Annotated in this window: 14 protein-coding genes; 4 read left to right on the forward strand and 10 right to left on the reverse strand. The window is 34.1% G+C overall.

Going from position 1 to position 14,970, the window contains the following annotated elements:
- Positions 1-16: 16 nt before the first annotated feature.
- The 5 genes from P5P89_RS14980 to P5P89_RS15000 all read right to left on the reverse strand — a co-directional run bounded on the left by P5P89_RS14980 (position 17) and on the right by P5P89_RS15000 (position 5,994).
- The gene (locus P5P89_RS14980) at positions 17-562 is read right to left on the reverse strand and encodes an RBBP9/YdeN family alpha/beta hydrolase (RefSeq protein WP_278009063.1); all 546 of its coding nucleotides are present in this window, start codon (positions 560-562) and stop codon (positions 17-19) included.
- Between the two features lie 22 nt (positions 563-584).
- Positions 585-1,415: an alpha/beta hydrolase gene (locus tag P5P89_RS14985; protein WP_278009064.1), complete on the reverse strand. Its 831-nt coding sequence runs from the start codon at positions 1,413-1,415 to the stop codon at positions 585-587.
- 11 nt (positions 1,416-1,426) lie between these two features.
- On the reverse strand, positions 1,427-3,691 hold the full coding sequence (locus tag P5P89_RS14990; protein ID WP_278009065.1) for a glycoside hydrolase family 3 N-terminal domain-containing protein: 2,265 nt from the start codon (positions 3,689-3,691) through the stop codon (positions 1,427-1,429).
- A gap of 88 nt (positions 3,692-3,779) precedes the next feature.
- A complete protein-coding gene (locus tag P5P89_RS14995; protein ID WP_163400033.1) occupies positions 3,780-4,148 on the reverse strand; it encodes a PUR family DNA/RNA-binding protein in 369 nt (122 codons plus the stop codon).
- 67 nt (positions 4,149-4,215) lie between these two features.
- Entirely contained in the window at positions 4,216-5,994 is a 1,779-nt protein-coding gene (locus P5P89_RS15000) for an ABC transporter ATP-binding protein (protein WP_278009066.1), read from the reverse strand.
- 201 nt (positions 5,995-6,195) lie between these two features.
- Here P5P89_RS15000 and P5P89_RS15005 point away from each other — a divergent pair, with 201 nt between their 5' ends.
- The 3 genes from P5P89_RS15005 (at position 6,196) to yajC (ending at position 8,829) form a co-directional block, all read left to right on the forward strand.
- Positions 6,196-7,302 carry a Glu/Leu/Phe/Val family dehydrogenase gene (locus P5P89_RS15005; protein ID WP_278009067.1) on the forward strand — a complete coding sequence of 369 codons (1,107 nt, stop codon included), beginning with the start codon at positions 6,196-6,198 and terminating at the stop codon, positions 7,300-7,302.
- A 257-nt stretch (positions 7,303-7,559) separates the two neighbouring features.
- Positions 7,560-8,471 (forward strand): transcription antitermination factor NusB, encoded by a 912-nt coding sequence (gene nusB / locus P5P89_RS15010; protein ID WP_278012024.1) that lies wholly within the window; start codon positions 7,560-7,562, stop codon positions 8,469-8,471.
- Positions 8,472-8,547: 76 nt separating this feature from the next.
- Positions 8,548-8,829, forward strand: a complete 282-nt coding sequence (gene yajC / locus P5P89_RS15015) for a preprotein translocase subunit YajC (protein ID WP_269235125.1) — start codon at positions 8,548-8,550, stop codon at positions 8,827-8,829.
- A 339-nt stretch (positions 8,830-9,168) separates the two neighbouring features.
- On the opposite strand, the gene P5P89_RS15020 is transcribed toward yajC, so the two are convergent.
- The 3 genes from P5P89_RS15020 to P5P89_RS15030 all read right to left on the reverse strand — a co-directional run bounded on the left by P5P89_RS15020 (position 9,169) and on the right by P5P89_RS15030 (position 12,271).
- A complete protein-coding gene (locus P5P89_RS15020) occupies positions 9,169-9,756 on the reverse strand; it encodes a YdeI/OmpD-associated family protein (protein ID WP_278009068.1) in 588 nt (195 codons plus the stop codon).
- Positions 9,757-11,034, reverse strand: coding sequence for a peptidase T (gene pepT / locus P5P89_RS15025; RefSeq protein ID WP_278009069.1), 1,278 nt, complete (start codon positions 11,032-11,034; stop codon positions 9,757-9,759).
- A gap of 103 nt (positions 11,035-11,137) precedes the next feature.
- On the reverse strand, positions 11,138-12,271 hold the full coding sequence (locus P5P89_RS15030) for a formylglycine-generating enzyme family protein (protein WP_278009070.1): 1,134 nt from the start codon (positions 12,269-12,271) through the stop codon (positions 11,138-11,140).
- A gap of 191 nt (positions 12,272-12,462) precedes the next feature.
- Between P5P89_RS15030 and P5P89_RS15035 the strand changes: the two genes are divergently transcribed.
- Positions 12,463-13,503, forward strand: coding sequence for a quinone-dependent dihydroorotate dehydrogenase (locus tag P5P89_RS15035; RefSeq protein ID WP_278009071.1), 1,041 nt, complete (start codon positions 12,463-12,465; stop codon positions 13,501-13,503).
- On the opposite strand, the gene P5P89_RS15040 is transcribed toward P5P89_RS15035, so the two are convergent.
- Together P5P89_RS15040 and P5P89_RS15045 are read right to left on the reverse strand one after the other, a co-directional pair.
- Positions 13,483-14,199, reverse strand: a complete 717-nt coding sequence (locus tag P5P89_RS15040) for a DUF3307 domain-containing protein (RefSeq protein WP_278009072.1) — start codon at positions 14,197-14,199, stop codon at positions 13,483-13,485. The genes P5P89_RS15035 and P5P89_RS15040 overlap by 21 nt on opposite strands.
- Positions 14,196-14,810: a hypothetical protein gene (locus tag P5P89_RS15045; protein ID WP_278009073.1), complete on the reverse strand. Its 615-nt coding sequence runs from the start codon at positions 14,808-14,810 to the stop codon at positions 14,196-14,198. Before P5P89_RS15045 ends, P5P89_RS15040 begins: the two co-directional genes overlap by 4 nt.
- Positions 14,811-14,970 lie beyond the last annotated feature (160 nt).

The following is a 14,970-nucleotide window of genomic DNA, read 5'->3' on the forward strand; positions in this document are numbered from 1 at the left end:
CGATTACTGACCACTTTTATCTAATTTTTTCAATCAATTGCTGCAAAATTAATTGTCCTTCTTCCCAGTATTTTAAATCAGAATCAGAGTTGATGTGTCCTTGCTGACCAACGTTTACAAAATCACTTCCCCATTTTTCGGCAAAGTATTTTTTTCTTTCAAAAGAAGCATAAGGATCATTTTCACTGGCAATTACAATAGATGGAAATGGTAATTTATAAAGAGGCATTGGTGAAAAATTTCGAATAACATCGGGTGTATGCTCCGGTGAATCAACATCGGCAGGAGCTACTAATAAAGCCCCGATTATATTTTTATTAGAATTAGTTTTTGCCCAATGCAGAACCAAAGAAACAGCGAGACTATGAGCAACTAAAATGGTTGGACTTTCCAGTTTTGAGACTTCTTCGTTTAATCGTGAAGTCCATTCTTCCAGAACCGGTTCATCCCAGTTATCCTGGTTCAGACGTATTGAATTTTTAAATTTTTTATGCCAAAAGGTCTGCCAGTGTTTTTCACCGGAATTTCCAAGTCCCGGTAAAATTAATAGTTGTGTCTCCATTGCCGTGGATTTATTTAAATGATTATTTTTTGGGTTGTCTTTCTTTTAAAATTCTGTTTACTTCGTTTACAAGTAATGGGAAACCAGGTTCAGTCATGCCATGACCGTATCCATCCAGTTCAAAAAGTTTTATTTGTTTATGACCAACAAGTTTCATCATACGTTCCATATAAGCGTTTTCTTCATAGCGTCCCAGCATTTCTAATTCGCGATCTCCGGTAATTAACAAAACAGGAGGTGCATCTGCACGAACATGATATAAAGGAGCAAAAGGATCAATTGTGGGCTGTTTTTCAGGGATTCCGTTTTCTCGTCTAATTTCAAAATGTGTAATGCATTGGCTGCTAAACGGAATTAATCCAGCTATTTTATTGGCATCAAGATTTTCTTTTTGAAGCCATTTTTTATCCAGGCCAGTCATCAATGCCAGGTAAGCGCCGGCAGAATGTCCTGAAACAAAAATTGAGGAAGTGTCACCTCCGTAGGCTGCCATATTATTAAAAGCCCAGGCTATAGCTGCAGCTGCATCTTCAATACATTTTGCTGCTTTTACTTTTGGAGATAATCTGTAATTAACCCCAATAATAGCAAAGCCTTTGTTTTTTAATGCTTCAGGGATTTCTTTGGTGCCACCGGTTAATCCGCCTCCGTGAAACCAGACTATCGTAGCAAATCCCTTGGAGTTTTTTGGATAATAGATGTCTAAAACACATCTTTCATTAATATAAGAATCAGATTTATTGGTGGCTGCATTATAATACTGAATGTTTTCTTTTAGCTCATATTCTAATTTTTGGGCAAAAGACGAAAGTCCAACAATAAAGAAACTAAGTAAAAACGCTATTTTTTTCATATATAAATTATTTATTCAATTTTAAAATCACCTTCCAGACCATTTTCAGCATTCGAAGCAATCCAGATTTTAAAATCACCCGGCTCTGTTTTTAGTTCCATTTTATCATTATAAAAGGCAAAGTCTGAAACAGGAATTGAAAAGTTTATCGTTTTAGATTCCTGCGGTTTTAATTCGATTTGTATAAAATCTTTAAGCTCCCTGACAGGTCTGACTATACTTCCTGTAATATCACGAACGTATAATTGAACAGTTTCTGTCCCTGTAAGGTTTCCTGTATTTGTAATAACAGCAGAAACGTTTAATTTTCCACTGTTATTATTTTTAAGGACAGCTTTCTCAATTTTTAAATTGTCGTAGGAGAAAGTGGTATAACTCAATCCAAATCCAAAAGGAAACTGAGGCTCATAACCTGCATCAAGATAATGCGAATTGTTTCCTAAAGAACTTTGCCAGGCTTCGACTGGAATATCCTGAATAACCACAAAAGTTTTTGGATCTGCAGGTCTTCCTGTGTTAGGATGATTGTAATAAATCGGAATCTGACCAACCTCTTTTGGCCAGGTTACAGGAAGTTTTCCAGATGGATTTACCTCTCCCAATACTATATCAGAAATTGCCGGGCCAGCCATAGTTCCGGGATGCCAGGCCATAATCAATGCGTTTGCTTTTGGTAAAACAGCTCCTAAAGTTATTGGTCTTCCTGCCATTATGATTAATACTATTGGTTTTCCTGTTTTTTGTAATTCGGCTATTAGTTTTTCTTGTAAACCCGGCAGATTAATATTTGCTCTTGAATGTGCTTCTCCAGAAAGAATGGCTTCTTCTCCGGCAAAAAACAAAATAACATCTGATTTCTTACCTGCTTCAACTGCCAATGCAAATCCTTCTTCAGATAAGGAACGGCTATGTGAAAGTCCGGAAGCATAAAATACATTATTTTCTCCAAAACTATTTTGTAAAGCTTTAAGAGGCGTTTGAGAATCTCCTTTGTTGCCGTCAAAAACCCAGGTCCCTAATTGTTCTCTTGGAGCATCTGCTAATGGGCCAATTACGGCTATTTTTTGATTTGGCTTTAAAGGCAAAATCTGATTTTCGTTTTTTAATAAAACACAGCTTTTACTTGCAGCTGTTCTGGCAGTTTGTAAAGCATCTGCATTTAATAAGGAGAATTTTTCACGGTCTTTAAAATACGGATTATCAAAAACTCCGGCTCTGAATTTTATTCTCAAGATATTGCGTACCATTTCGTCTAATTGCTTTTCAGAAATTTTCTTTTCGGCAATCAGCGTTTTTAAATGATTTGCATACGATAAACTGGTCATTTCCATGTCTAATCCGGCAGATGCAGATTTAAGAGCAGCGTCTTTTTCATCAGCGGCGTAACCATGTGGAATCATTTCAGTAACCGAATTCCAGTCGCTGACCACAAAACCATCGTATTTCCATTCTTCGCGTAAAATTTTCTGGAGTAAAAAACGGTTTCCTGAAGCCGGAATTCCGTTAAGATCATTAAATGAAGTCATGAAAGTTGCTGCGCCGGATTTTGCTGCTGCTTCAAAAGGTTTTAGATACACATTTCGAAGTAAAGATTCAGCCATGCTGACCGTGTTGTAGTCTCTTCCTCCTTCTGCGGCACCATAGGCTGCAAAATGTTTGGCACAGGCTAAAATTTGACCGGGAACAGAAGGATCATTTCCCTGAAATCCTTTGATGTAAGCAGTTCCTAATCTGGATGCCAATAAAGGGTCCTCGCCTGGGGATTCTGCAATTCTTCCCCAACGGGCATCCCTGGCAATATCAACCATTGGGGCGTATGTCCAGTTGATGCATCTTGAATAGGATTCATTAGCTGCAATTTTTGATGTTTTTTCAACCAATTCCATATCCCACGATGCAGCTAATCCTAAAGGAATGGGGAAAATAGTTTTGTATCCGTGAATGACATCCCTGCCAAACAATAGCGGAATGTGTGTTGGACTTTCTTCTATTGCAATTTTTTGTATTTGAAGAACGAGATCAGGATCTGTAAGGTTTAAAATGGCTCCAACCAATCCCATTCGGACTTCTTTTTTAAGTTCCTCAGACAATCCTTTGCTTCGGCTGGAAGTTCCTTTTAGACATGCCTGACCGATTTTTTGTTCCAAAGTCATGCTTTTTACGACCTTATCTATCTTTTTTTCAACATTTAAATCTGATTTTTGGCTGTAAGATATTGAACTTATTAATAGAGTAAATAATAAACAATAAAGTAATCTTGTGGTTAATGTTTTCAAAGCTAGTAGTTTTAAAAACTTAAATATATAAAAAAAGTCCAAAATGCTGAACATATTGGACTCGTACTTTTCGAAAAGTTATGTGGAATTAAATATCGTCAAAGTCGATATCTGTAAAGCTTGATCTTTGCCCTTCCGTTTTATCAGAACTATATTCTTTTTTAAAATCTTTTTGATGTCTTTCAGATATTACTTCTTCTCCTTTGTGGTTCAGGACATAAGAAGTCATTTCATCTAAAATTTCAGCAAATGAGCTAAAATCTTCTTTGTACAGATAAATTTTGTGTTTTTTAAAATGAAAAGAACCATCCTCTTCAGTAAATTTTTTGCTTTCAGTAATCGTGATATAATAATCGTCAGCTTTTGTAGCTCTCACATCAAAGAAATAAGTTCTTCTTCCTGCTCGTAATACTTTAGAAAAAATCTCTTCTTTTTCTAACATGTCGTTTTCTCTCATAATACGTTCTATCATTTTGGAATTAATAGTACTCAAAAATCATAAAAAATTATCTATTACGCAACATTTAAAGTAATTCTTTTTCCGAAAGTTGTTTTAAATATAACGCTGAATAATAGCCTTCCTGATTTATTAATTGATTATGAGAACCTTGTTGTATGATTTGCCCATCTTCTAAAATAATAATTTTGTCAGCGTTTTTTGCAGAAGAAACACGATGACTTACAATTATGGTTGTTTTGTTTTTGCAGATTTCAAATAAATTGTTCAGAATTGTTTCTTCGGTTTCTGTGTCAACTGCTGAAAGACAGTCGTCAAAAAGCAAAATGGCAGGGTCTTTAATAATTGCGCGGGCAATTGAAACACGCTGTTTTTGTCCACCGGAAAGCGTGATACCTCTTTCTCCTAAAATAGTATCGTATTGTTTATTGAAAGCAATAATGTTATCGTGTACCACTGCATTTTTTGCAGCCTCAATTACTTGTTCATCTGTTGCATTCTGGTTGCCAAATTTGATATTATTTTTGATAGTATCCGAAAATAGAAAGGCATCCTGAGGTACAATTCCGATATTGTTTCTTAAGTCATTCAAATTCAAAGTACTGATTTCATTACCGTCAATTGTGATTTTTCCTTCGGTAACATCGTACAAACGCGAAATTAAAGATAATATAGTTGATTTTCCGGAACCAGTTTTTCCTAAAATAGCCAGTGTTTCTCCCTTTTTAACGGTGAATGTTACATTTTTTAAAGCTTCAATATTGGTGTCCTCATAAGTGAAACTAACATTTTCAAAAGCAATTGAACCTTGGATTTCTGATGAGTCAGGATTGGTGTTTTTGATTTCAGGTTCAATTTTTAAAAATTCATTTAAACGTTTTTGAGAGGCTTCTGCCTCCTGAACCATTGATGAAACCCAGCCTAAAGAAGCAACAGGCCAGGTCAGCATATTGACGTATAAAATAAATTCGGCAATGGTTCCTATATTTGGAATACTTCCATTGATATACATTATGCCTCCAAAATAGATTACTACCAGATTACTGATTCCGATAAGGGCAATCATCAAGGGGCCAAACAGCGACTGAACTCTCGCCAGACTTAAACTTTTAATTTTGCTTTCGTCAGACAAGGCGATCATGTTGCTCTGATGCTGATTTTCCAACGAATAAGCCTTGATAACTCTGATTCCTGAAAATATTTCCTGTGTAAAACTGGAAACTTTTGAAAGATATTGCTGGAAAGTAGTACTACGTTTATTGATTTCTGAACTAAGTTTAAAAATGCAGTAGGAAAGAATCGGTAAAGGGAGAATAGTGTATAAAGTCAATAAAGGAGACACATTATACATATATATAATAACAATGGCAAAACGTATAAATGTATTGATTGTGTACATAACTGCAGGTCCAACATACATACGGACTTTTGAAACGTCTTCGCTAATACGGTTCATTAAATCTCCCGTTCGGTTTTGCTTGTAGAAATTCTGAGAAAGTTTTTGATATTGGTTAAAAACCTCATTTTTTAAATCAAATTCGATATGACGCGACATTACAATTAAAGTCTGACGCATTAAAAAGGTTAAAAATCCGGCAACAATTGCACTTCCTATGATTAACAGAACATTATGGATTAAATCCTGTTTGTAATATCCAATAATTATCGAAGATTGCCGATCAGTTTCAGATAATTTCAGGAATTTTTCAATTGTATCAAAAGATTGGCTAACCAGTTTTGGAGTAAATAAGAAAAATATTTGTGCGATTATAGTGATTAAAATTCCAAAAGAAAAACTGTATTTGTACTTAATGAAATATTTGTTTAAATAGCTTAATTCTTTCATTTTTTTAAGAAATGTAATGTTGGATTGATTTAAAATTTTGAATTATTATGAATTAAAAGTATAATAAATTGAAATTTAATCAAAACAATTGTATTGTAAAATTATTAATTTAAAGTTTAAAAATTAGCACATGTGTATTTTTTACGTATGTTTGAGTTGTCTTTTTGACGAATTCATAATTTTAACTAAATAACACTAGCTATGGATGCAACTTTCGCAACTGGAAAGGAACTTCAAAAAATGGATCCTGTTTTTGGTCAGTTATCTTTTAACGATCACGAACAAATTGTATTTTGCAATGACAAAGATACAGGTTTAAAAGCAATTATTGGTATTCATAATTCGGTTATGGGACCAGCTTTAGGAGGTACAAGAATGTGGAATTATGCTACTGAATGGGAAGCTCTAAACGATGTTTTGCGTCTTTCAAGAGGTATGACTTATAAATCTGCAATTACCGGCCTAAATATTGGTGGTGGTAAAGCGGTTATTATTGGTGATGCTAAAACCCAGAAAACACCTGAGCTGATGCGTAAGTTTGGTGAGTTCGTACACTCTCTAAGCGGAAGATATATTACTGCGGAAGATGTTGGAATGGAAACAAAAGACATGGATACTGTTAGGGATGTTACACCTTATGTTACCGGAATCTCTGAAGAAAGAGGGGGCTCAGGAAATCCTTCGCCAGTTACAGCTTACGGAGTTTATTTAGGAATGAAAGCAGCTGCTAAAAGTCAGTTTGGTTCTGATGTTTTAGATGGTAAAAAAGTTTTGGTTCAGGGAATCGGACATGTTGGTGAAACTTTGGTTGAATATTTGACTAAAGAAGGAGCGCAGGTAACGATTACTGATATTAATGAAGAAAAATTATATCAGGTAGCATCAAAATACAATGCTTCAATTTATACGGGCGAAGATTTATATACTGCGGATGTTGATATCTATGCGCCATGTGCAATGGGAGCAACAATCAATGACGGTACGATAGAAAAAATTAAGGCAAAAGTAATTGCGGGTGCTGCAAACAACCAGTTGGCAGATGAAAATGTTCACGGAGCAAGATTACAGGAAAGAGGTATTTTATATGCTCCGGATTTCTTAATCAACGCTGGTGGAATCATCAATGTTTATGCAGAATTGGCGCATTATGGAAAAGCTGAAATCATGAGCAAGACCGAAAACATCTACAATACAACCTTAGAAATTATCGATTTTGCAGCCAAAAACGGGATCACAACTCATAAAGCGGCTCTTACAATTGCTCAGAACCGTATTGATCAAAGAAAAATCGAGAACGCATCTAAGTAATTAGTGGTTAGTGTTAAGTACTTGAGTTGATATTTAAAGATTTATAATTAAAAAAGTCTCAATTTCAGAAAAACTGAAATTGAGACTTTTTGTTTTAGATAACTGGACAGTAAAAAACGGAGCACTCAATACTTTTCTCGAAATAAACGTTTTTTAATATATAATTTTAAAATACGCTTCAAAAGTTATATTTTTGCAAACTAATTTTTAAAAGTTCTTACAAGGTGGTAAATAGAAGACACTTACGCATTAAAGTTATGCAATCCATTTATGCAATGCATCAAAGCGGTTCTGATAATCTGGAAAAAGAAGAAAAATTTCTTTTTTATAGTATAGATAACATTCAGGATTTATATTTAATAATGCTTTCTTCATTGATTGAAATTTGTAAAAAAGAATCTGTTTTTTTGCATCTTTCAAGCAAAAAACATCTTGCAACTGCTGCAGAACGTAATCCAAACGAAAAATTTATCAAAAACAAAATTTTTCAGCTTTTAGCAGAAAGCAATTCTCTTAGCATTGCTTTAGAAAATCGTAAAATCAACAACTGGTCTTTAAACGACGATTATATCATTTTGCTTTTGAATGATATTAAAGCCAGCGATTTGTATGCAAAATACATGAGCAACAATGTGAATACGTTTGAAGAAGACAGGCAATTTGTAATTGATTTGTTCGAAAATGTTATTGTTCCGAATGAAAAACTGTATGAATATCTGGAAGATGATAAATTGACATGGGTTGATGATATTCCGGTGGTAAATACACATATCGTAAAGCAGTTAAAAGCAATTAAAACAGAAGATCCGGATGATTTCAGGGTTCCGAAGTTGTACAAAGACGTTGAAGATAAAGATTTTGCGAAAGATTTGTTCAGGCGTACGGTTTTAAATGAATCAGTTCTGGCAAAAGAATACGATGATAAAACACCAAACTGGGATAGCGAAAGAATTGCGGAAATCGATACTATTATCCTGAAAATGGCAATTTGCGAATTTTTAAAATTCCCTTCAATTCCTGTAAAAGTAACTCTTAACGAATATTTAGAAATTGCGAAAGAGTATTCTACACCAAAAAGCAGTATTTTTATCAACGGAATTTTGGATAACCTTGTAAAAGAACTTACCGCCAATAAAAAGATGGTTAAGGTTGGAAGAGGTTTAATGTAATTTTACATAAATTTCAAAGAATCAATAACAAATTCCAAAAAGAATATTTTAAATATAAATCAAAAACAAATTAATTATGGGAGGACAATTAACTCAATTTGCGCCATTTCTTTTAATGTTTGTGGTAATCTATTTCTTCATGATCAGACCACAACAAAAAAGAGCAAAAAACGAAAAAGAATTTGAAAGCAGCCTGAAAGTAGGTGACAAAATAGTAACTAAAAGCGGTTTCCACGGTAAAATTGCTGAATTAGCAGAAACTACTGTTGTAATCGAAACAATGTCTGGGAAATTGAAATTAGAGCGTTCTGCAATCTCAATGGAAATGAGCGCTGCTTTGAATGCTAAAAAGGCTTAAGTTTTTTAAAATTTCAAAAAATATTAAATCCCAAATTCCATTTTTAATTTTGGAATTTGGGATTTTTTTTGGTTTTTCTTTTAATCCAATCTTGTCATTTTGAGGGACGAAGAATCTTCGCAAGTAGCTCCGTAAAGTAATTCGCCTATCTTTTTAGTTTTTTGTAAAGATGTTTCCTCCTTAGTATGGCAAAAATTTGAAAAGGATTGTTTAAATGCACTGCAGTGCGTATCTACGGCAAATGTTTGCGTTTCTTTGCGAAAAACCTCAATGATTCTTTAACGTATAATTCGCTCAGAAAATCATTGAAATTTGAAATTTAAAAAATTGAAATTTAGCTTACCTGTATTTATCATTCAATCCCACATTACTCAAAATCATCGGAATCACTTTTTCGATTCTTGAAATTTTAGTTTTTTCCTGTTTGGCACTTTCAATATATTCCAAAAACTCATATTGTTTGTAACGTGTAAATTTTTGAAAAGCTTGTTTTAAAGCTGGATTTAGAACCATTTCTTCCTCTAAAAGCTCAGAAATAATAGTTTCTTTCTTAGAAGGTTGAATGATTTTTCCCTGCTTTTCATTTTCAATAGCTTCATAAATATATTCCAAAACTTCTTTTTCGTTTACTTCTTCTTTTGAGGTAAAACGCCATTGACGCATAGATTTTGTTTTATTTTCCTGAGCATTGATCAATCTCTTTTTCTCATCTTTTAAAAACACACCATTTAAGAACCAAATTGCAAAATAGTTTTTAAAACCTCCAATGCCAATAACATTCTTCTTGTTATAAACATAAATAGGGCCACCCCATTTTATGGTTTCAGTCAATTCGGTTTTATCAATAATTGATTTAAGAAAAAGTAATTCTTCTTCCCAATTGTTGACTTTGTCCCAAACGTGTTTTTTGTCAGATGAAGGTTTCAATTAACTTCTTTTTTTAGCGGTTTCTTTTATGTCAAAAATCCCCGGAGTAGCTGTTAATTCAGCAATTTTTACAATAACATCAGTTGCCTTTTGAATACTTTCTGCAGGAACATATTCATATTTTCCGTGAAAGTTATGACCACCTGCAAAAATATTCGGGCAGGGTAATCCCATAAAGGACAATTGAGATCCGTCTGTACCGCCGCGAATTGGTTTGATGATTGGTTTGATATTCAGTTCTCGCATTGCTTTCTCTGCAATATCCACAATATGTTTTACCGGAAGCACTTTTTCCTTCATATTGTAATACTGATCTTTAACTTCAGCAATTACAATGTCTTCTCCATATTGCTTAGCAAATTTTTTGTTGAATTTTTTAGCAATTTTTTGAATTAACTCTTTACGTTTTTCAAATTTCTTTTTATTGTGATCACGAATAATCAACTCTAAAACTGTTTCTTCAATGTTTCCTTTTATGTGATGAACATGGAAAAAACCTTCATAACCTTTAGTCTCCTGGGGTGTTTCTCCTTTTGGAAGTTCATTGATGAAATCATTTGCAATGAGCATCGAATTGATCATTTTTCCTTTCGCGTAACCCGGATGAACACTTTTTCCTTTGAAGGTAATTTTGGCTCCGGCGGCATTAAAATTTTCATATTCCAATTCACCAATCTGACTTCCATCCATTGTATAAGCCCATTGTGCTCCGAATTTATCTACATCAAAATGATGCGCTCCACGACCGATTTCTTCATCCGGCGTAAAACCAATTCTGATTTTCCCGTGTTTAATTTCCGGATGCTGAATTAAATATTCCATAGCTGAAACGATTTCAGTAATTCCGGCTTTATCATCAGCTCCTAGCAGAGTTGTTCCGTCAGTTGTGATGATGGTCTGTCCTTTATATTGTAATAAATCTTTAAAGTAATCTGGAGATAAAACAATGTTTTTCTCAGTATTCAGAACAATATCTTTTCCGTCATAATTCTCAACGATTTGCGGCTTCACATTCGCTCCGCTAAAATCCGGTGAAGTATCAAAGTGAGAAACAAAACCAATAGTTGGTACTTCATGCTCAACATTGCTCGGAAGCGTTGCCATAATATACGCTTTGTCGTCAATAGTGACATCTTCAAGTCCAATTACTTTTAGTTCTTCAACTAATTTATTGGCCAGATTCCATTGTTTCGCTGTGCTCGGTGTTGTTTGTGAATTTGGGTCTGATTCTGTATCAATTGTTACATAACTGATAAAACGATCGATGATATGCTGCATTTCTTTTTTATTTTTAGCAAATATAGCTATTTTTTATGCGGAATAATTTAGCTTTCTCTATCTGTTATAATACAAAAAAAAGATTCTGTTTTGCTCTCTTTTTTTATTTACTTTTTACGCATCTAAAACCTACATGATTAGCCGCAGATCTGATTTCGCCTTTTCCTCTTGTTCCTACCATGTATCGTGTGCAATATTGATCTGTACATAAAAATGAACCGCCCCGGTGTACTCTTTTTATTTCAGCTGTATCATTCGGATCATAATAAGCATCAGGTCCCTGAGGGTTTTTTGTTGTTTTGCCGCTTTCTGCCAATGATTTATAATAATCTACACTATACCAGTCATGAACCCATTCCCATACATTTCCTGCCATATCGTATAATCCGTAAGTATTTGGAGCATATTGTTTTGTTGGGGCAATTCCTTTAAAGCCATCTTCACCAGTGTCACCGTTTTTTATAGGGAAATGCCCCTGATAAATATTGGCCTGAAATTTTCCGTTAGGTTTTAAATTATTTCCCCATGCATAAAGATTTCCGGTTTTTCCGCCACGGGCAGCAAATTCCCATTCTGCTTCTGTTGGAAGTCTTTTTCCTGCCCATTTTGCGTAAGCTTGAGCATCTTCATAAACCACATGCACGACGGGATATTTTTCTTTTCCTTTGATAGTACTTTGCGGTCCTTCCGGATGTTTCCAGTCTGCCCCTGGTTCATAACGCCACCATTGAAGAAAATTATTTAGATTTACAGCGGATGAGGTAGGAGTAAAGACAACAGAGCCTGTTATTAAGTCTTCTTCGTTTGCAGTTGGAAATTCGGCTTTCGTTGGTTTTTGTTCGGCCACCGTTAAATATCCGGTGGCTTTTACAAATTTTTCAAATTCTTCGTTTGTCACTTCAGTTTCATCCATATAATAGCCGTCAACATACACACGATGAATAGGAGCAGCGTCTTTTGTAACGCCTTTTATGCTGCATAAACTTTCATCCTCAACATTTGATCCCATTGAAAACTCGCCACCCGGAATCCATACCATACCTTTCGGAGCTTTTCCTGTTGGTCTGTTTTTGTTTTCAATAGTGGGTTTAAATTTATTTTCAGATGTATGTGGGGTTTCATGGCATTCCTGTACAGCTTCTTTTTTGGGTATGGAGGCTAATTTAGTATAACCAAATGCTATTGAAATAACGCAGATTGTAGTTATGCTGAATAACCAAAAGGGTTTATTTTTCATTGTAATTGTTTTTAACTTGGAATAATCTGTAAAACCTGCCAAAAATAAATAAAAAATCCTATATATTCTATAGAGTTAATGTTTATTTGTTTTTTAAATATCAAACAATACAAATTATATGTGTTCAGAAAAATACACATTTTTAAAGTTTAATATTTAAATTTGCATGCAAAAAATAACACCAGACTTTTATGTATAAATTGATAATCCGCCCGATACTTTTTTGTTTTGATCCCGAAGAAGTTCATTACTTTACTTTTTCATTTGTAAAATTCATTTCAAAAATTCCGGGAGTTTCATCAATTATCAGATCAATTTACGAAGTAAAAGATGCCCGATTAGAAAGAGAAGTTTTCGGAATTAAATTCAAAAATCCGGTTGGACTTGCCGCAGGATTTGATAAAGATGCTAAGCTTTATAAAGAACTTGGAGATTTTGGTTTTGGTTTTATTGAAATCGGAACTGTTACTCCGGTTGGTCAGGAAGGAAATCCAAAGAAACGCTTATTCAGATTGAAAGAAGACCAGGCAATTATCAACCGAATGGGTTTCAATAATGGTGGAGTTCTTGAAGCTGTTGAACGCCTGAAAAAGAATTCTGGAGTTTTGATTGGAGGGAACATCGGAAAAAATAAAGTGACCGATAATGAAGATGCTGTTAAGGATTATATCATCTGTTTTGATGCATTATTTGATCATGTAGATTATTTTGTAGTGAATGTAAGTTCACCAAACACTCCAAACTTAAGGGCTTTGCAAGATAAAGAACCTTTAACAGCCTTGCTTCAGACATTGCAAAACAGAAATATTGAAAAGCAAAAAACAAGTACTCAAAAAGTAAAACCAATTCTTTTAAAAATTGCTCCGGACTTAACAGATGAACAATTATTGGATATTATTGATATTGTAAAAACAACTCAGATTGCGGGTGTAATTGCGACAAATACAACAATTTCAAGAGAAGGTTTGAAATCTGCCAATCAAACTGAAATAGGTGGTTTATCCGGAAAACCATTAACAAAACGTTCGACAGAAGTGATTCAATTTCTTTCTGAAAAAAGCAACAAAGCATTCCCGATTATTGGAGTTGGAGGAATTCATTCTGCAGATGATGCTATCGAAAAGCTGAATGCGGGAGCTAGTTTAGTACAATTGTATACCGGATTTATTTACGAAGGTCCGGCGTTAATAAAAGCAATCAATAAAAAAGTTTTACAACAGTTGCAAAAGTAGTGATTGTATAATTAAACCGATTAGTATTGCGATTCCAAAACTGATTAATGTACCAATCATCACATATTCGGTAAGTTTTCTGTCTTTAGCTTCTTTTAAATCTCCAAACCTGAAAATAGATTTAGCGGCAAGTAAAAAACCAATGGCTTCGAAGTGTCCGGTTAAAATAAAGCAAACTACAAATAGACGTTCTAAAATACCAATGTAATTGCCTGCATTGGCAAGCGAATTGTCTTGATGACTGTTTTGACTTTCTGGGCTCCAGATCGAAATAATGGTTTTTATGAAAATGGAAGTTGGTTTAGTTACTAATATAATCCCGGTTATCAGAATCCAGAATCTATTATTAAACCCAGTAAAAGTTAAGTTGTAGTTTTGATAAAGTAGTACGACACCAATCAGAATTAATAGATGAGCAATTTGATCGACAACAAACCAGGTACGTTTGGTTTTGTTTTTCTGAAAGTTCAGTTTAATTAGATCTACTATACCATGTGTAATGGCAATCAAAACAGCGTAAGGTATAAAACTGATTTCTCCAACTACTATTGCAGCCAAAAATCCGTGAAGTAAAATATGCAGGTATAAATAAATACTTTTATGCTTATTGGCTTCCTTATGTATTACCCATGAATTCGGCTGCCAGATAAAATCGCCTAACAAATGCGCCAAAAGCAGTTTAATAAACAAAATCATAATGCAGTAAGTTGTTTTATTTGTTTTCTAAAATAGCGGTCTAAATTCATAACCAAATCAAATTGTGCACGTTTTTGTCTTCTGCTTACTGCGGCCTGATTAATGCCTAATTTTTGACCTAATTCTTCCTGTGATAAAGTAGGGTTTTCTATTGCGATAGCTACAAATTCAGCCGATTGTACGAGCCAGCTGTCCATAAAAGTCAGTGCCAGTTGTATCATTAGATTTAGCTTTTCATCTATTTCATCAATGCCGGTTCGCATAGCCAAAGTGACTTTTTGTTTTTTCAAAGTTTCAAAAAGCTCTCCTGAATTAATAAAAGCGGAGCCATTACTTTCGGATATTTTTTCGGCATCGTGGCTTTTATCACCAAAACCAATACTCATCCGTGCATCAGATTTTATCGCTCTTAAATGGGCCTTTATTAAAATAGCAGTTAATAAAGCTTCTTCAGGATTTTTTACTTCGATCTGAAATTCATCTCCCCTGTAAACCTCCCATTGACCTGGTGTTTCGCCAAGGGGAGCTAAGATTTTTTTTAAATCTTCTACCCAATGTTCTGATTCTTGTTGTCTAGAATCAATTATATCGCCTGTAATTATACTAGTCATAATCAAATATAATTAAAATTATAAACTTTCTATTATAAATATAAGTAATATTCTTTATTATTACGTTTTTAGGTAATATTTTTATTTATTACAGATATGGGTAATGTCTGGTGTTATTACAGATTTAGGTAATGTTCGTACATATTACGATATTCGATAA

The sequence above is a fragment of the Flavobacterium gyeonganense genome, from assembly GCF_029625295.1.
In the GTDB taxonomy this organism is placed as follows: domain Bacteria; phylum Bacteroidota; class Bacteroidia; order Flavobacteriales; family Flavobacteriaceae; genus Flavobacterium; species Flavobacterium gyeonganense.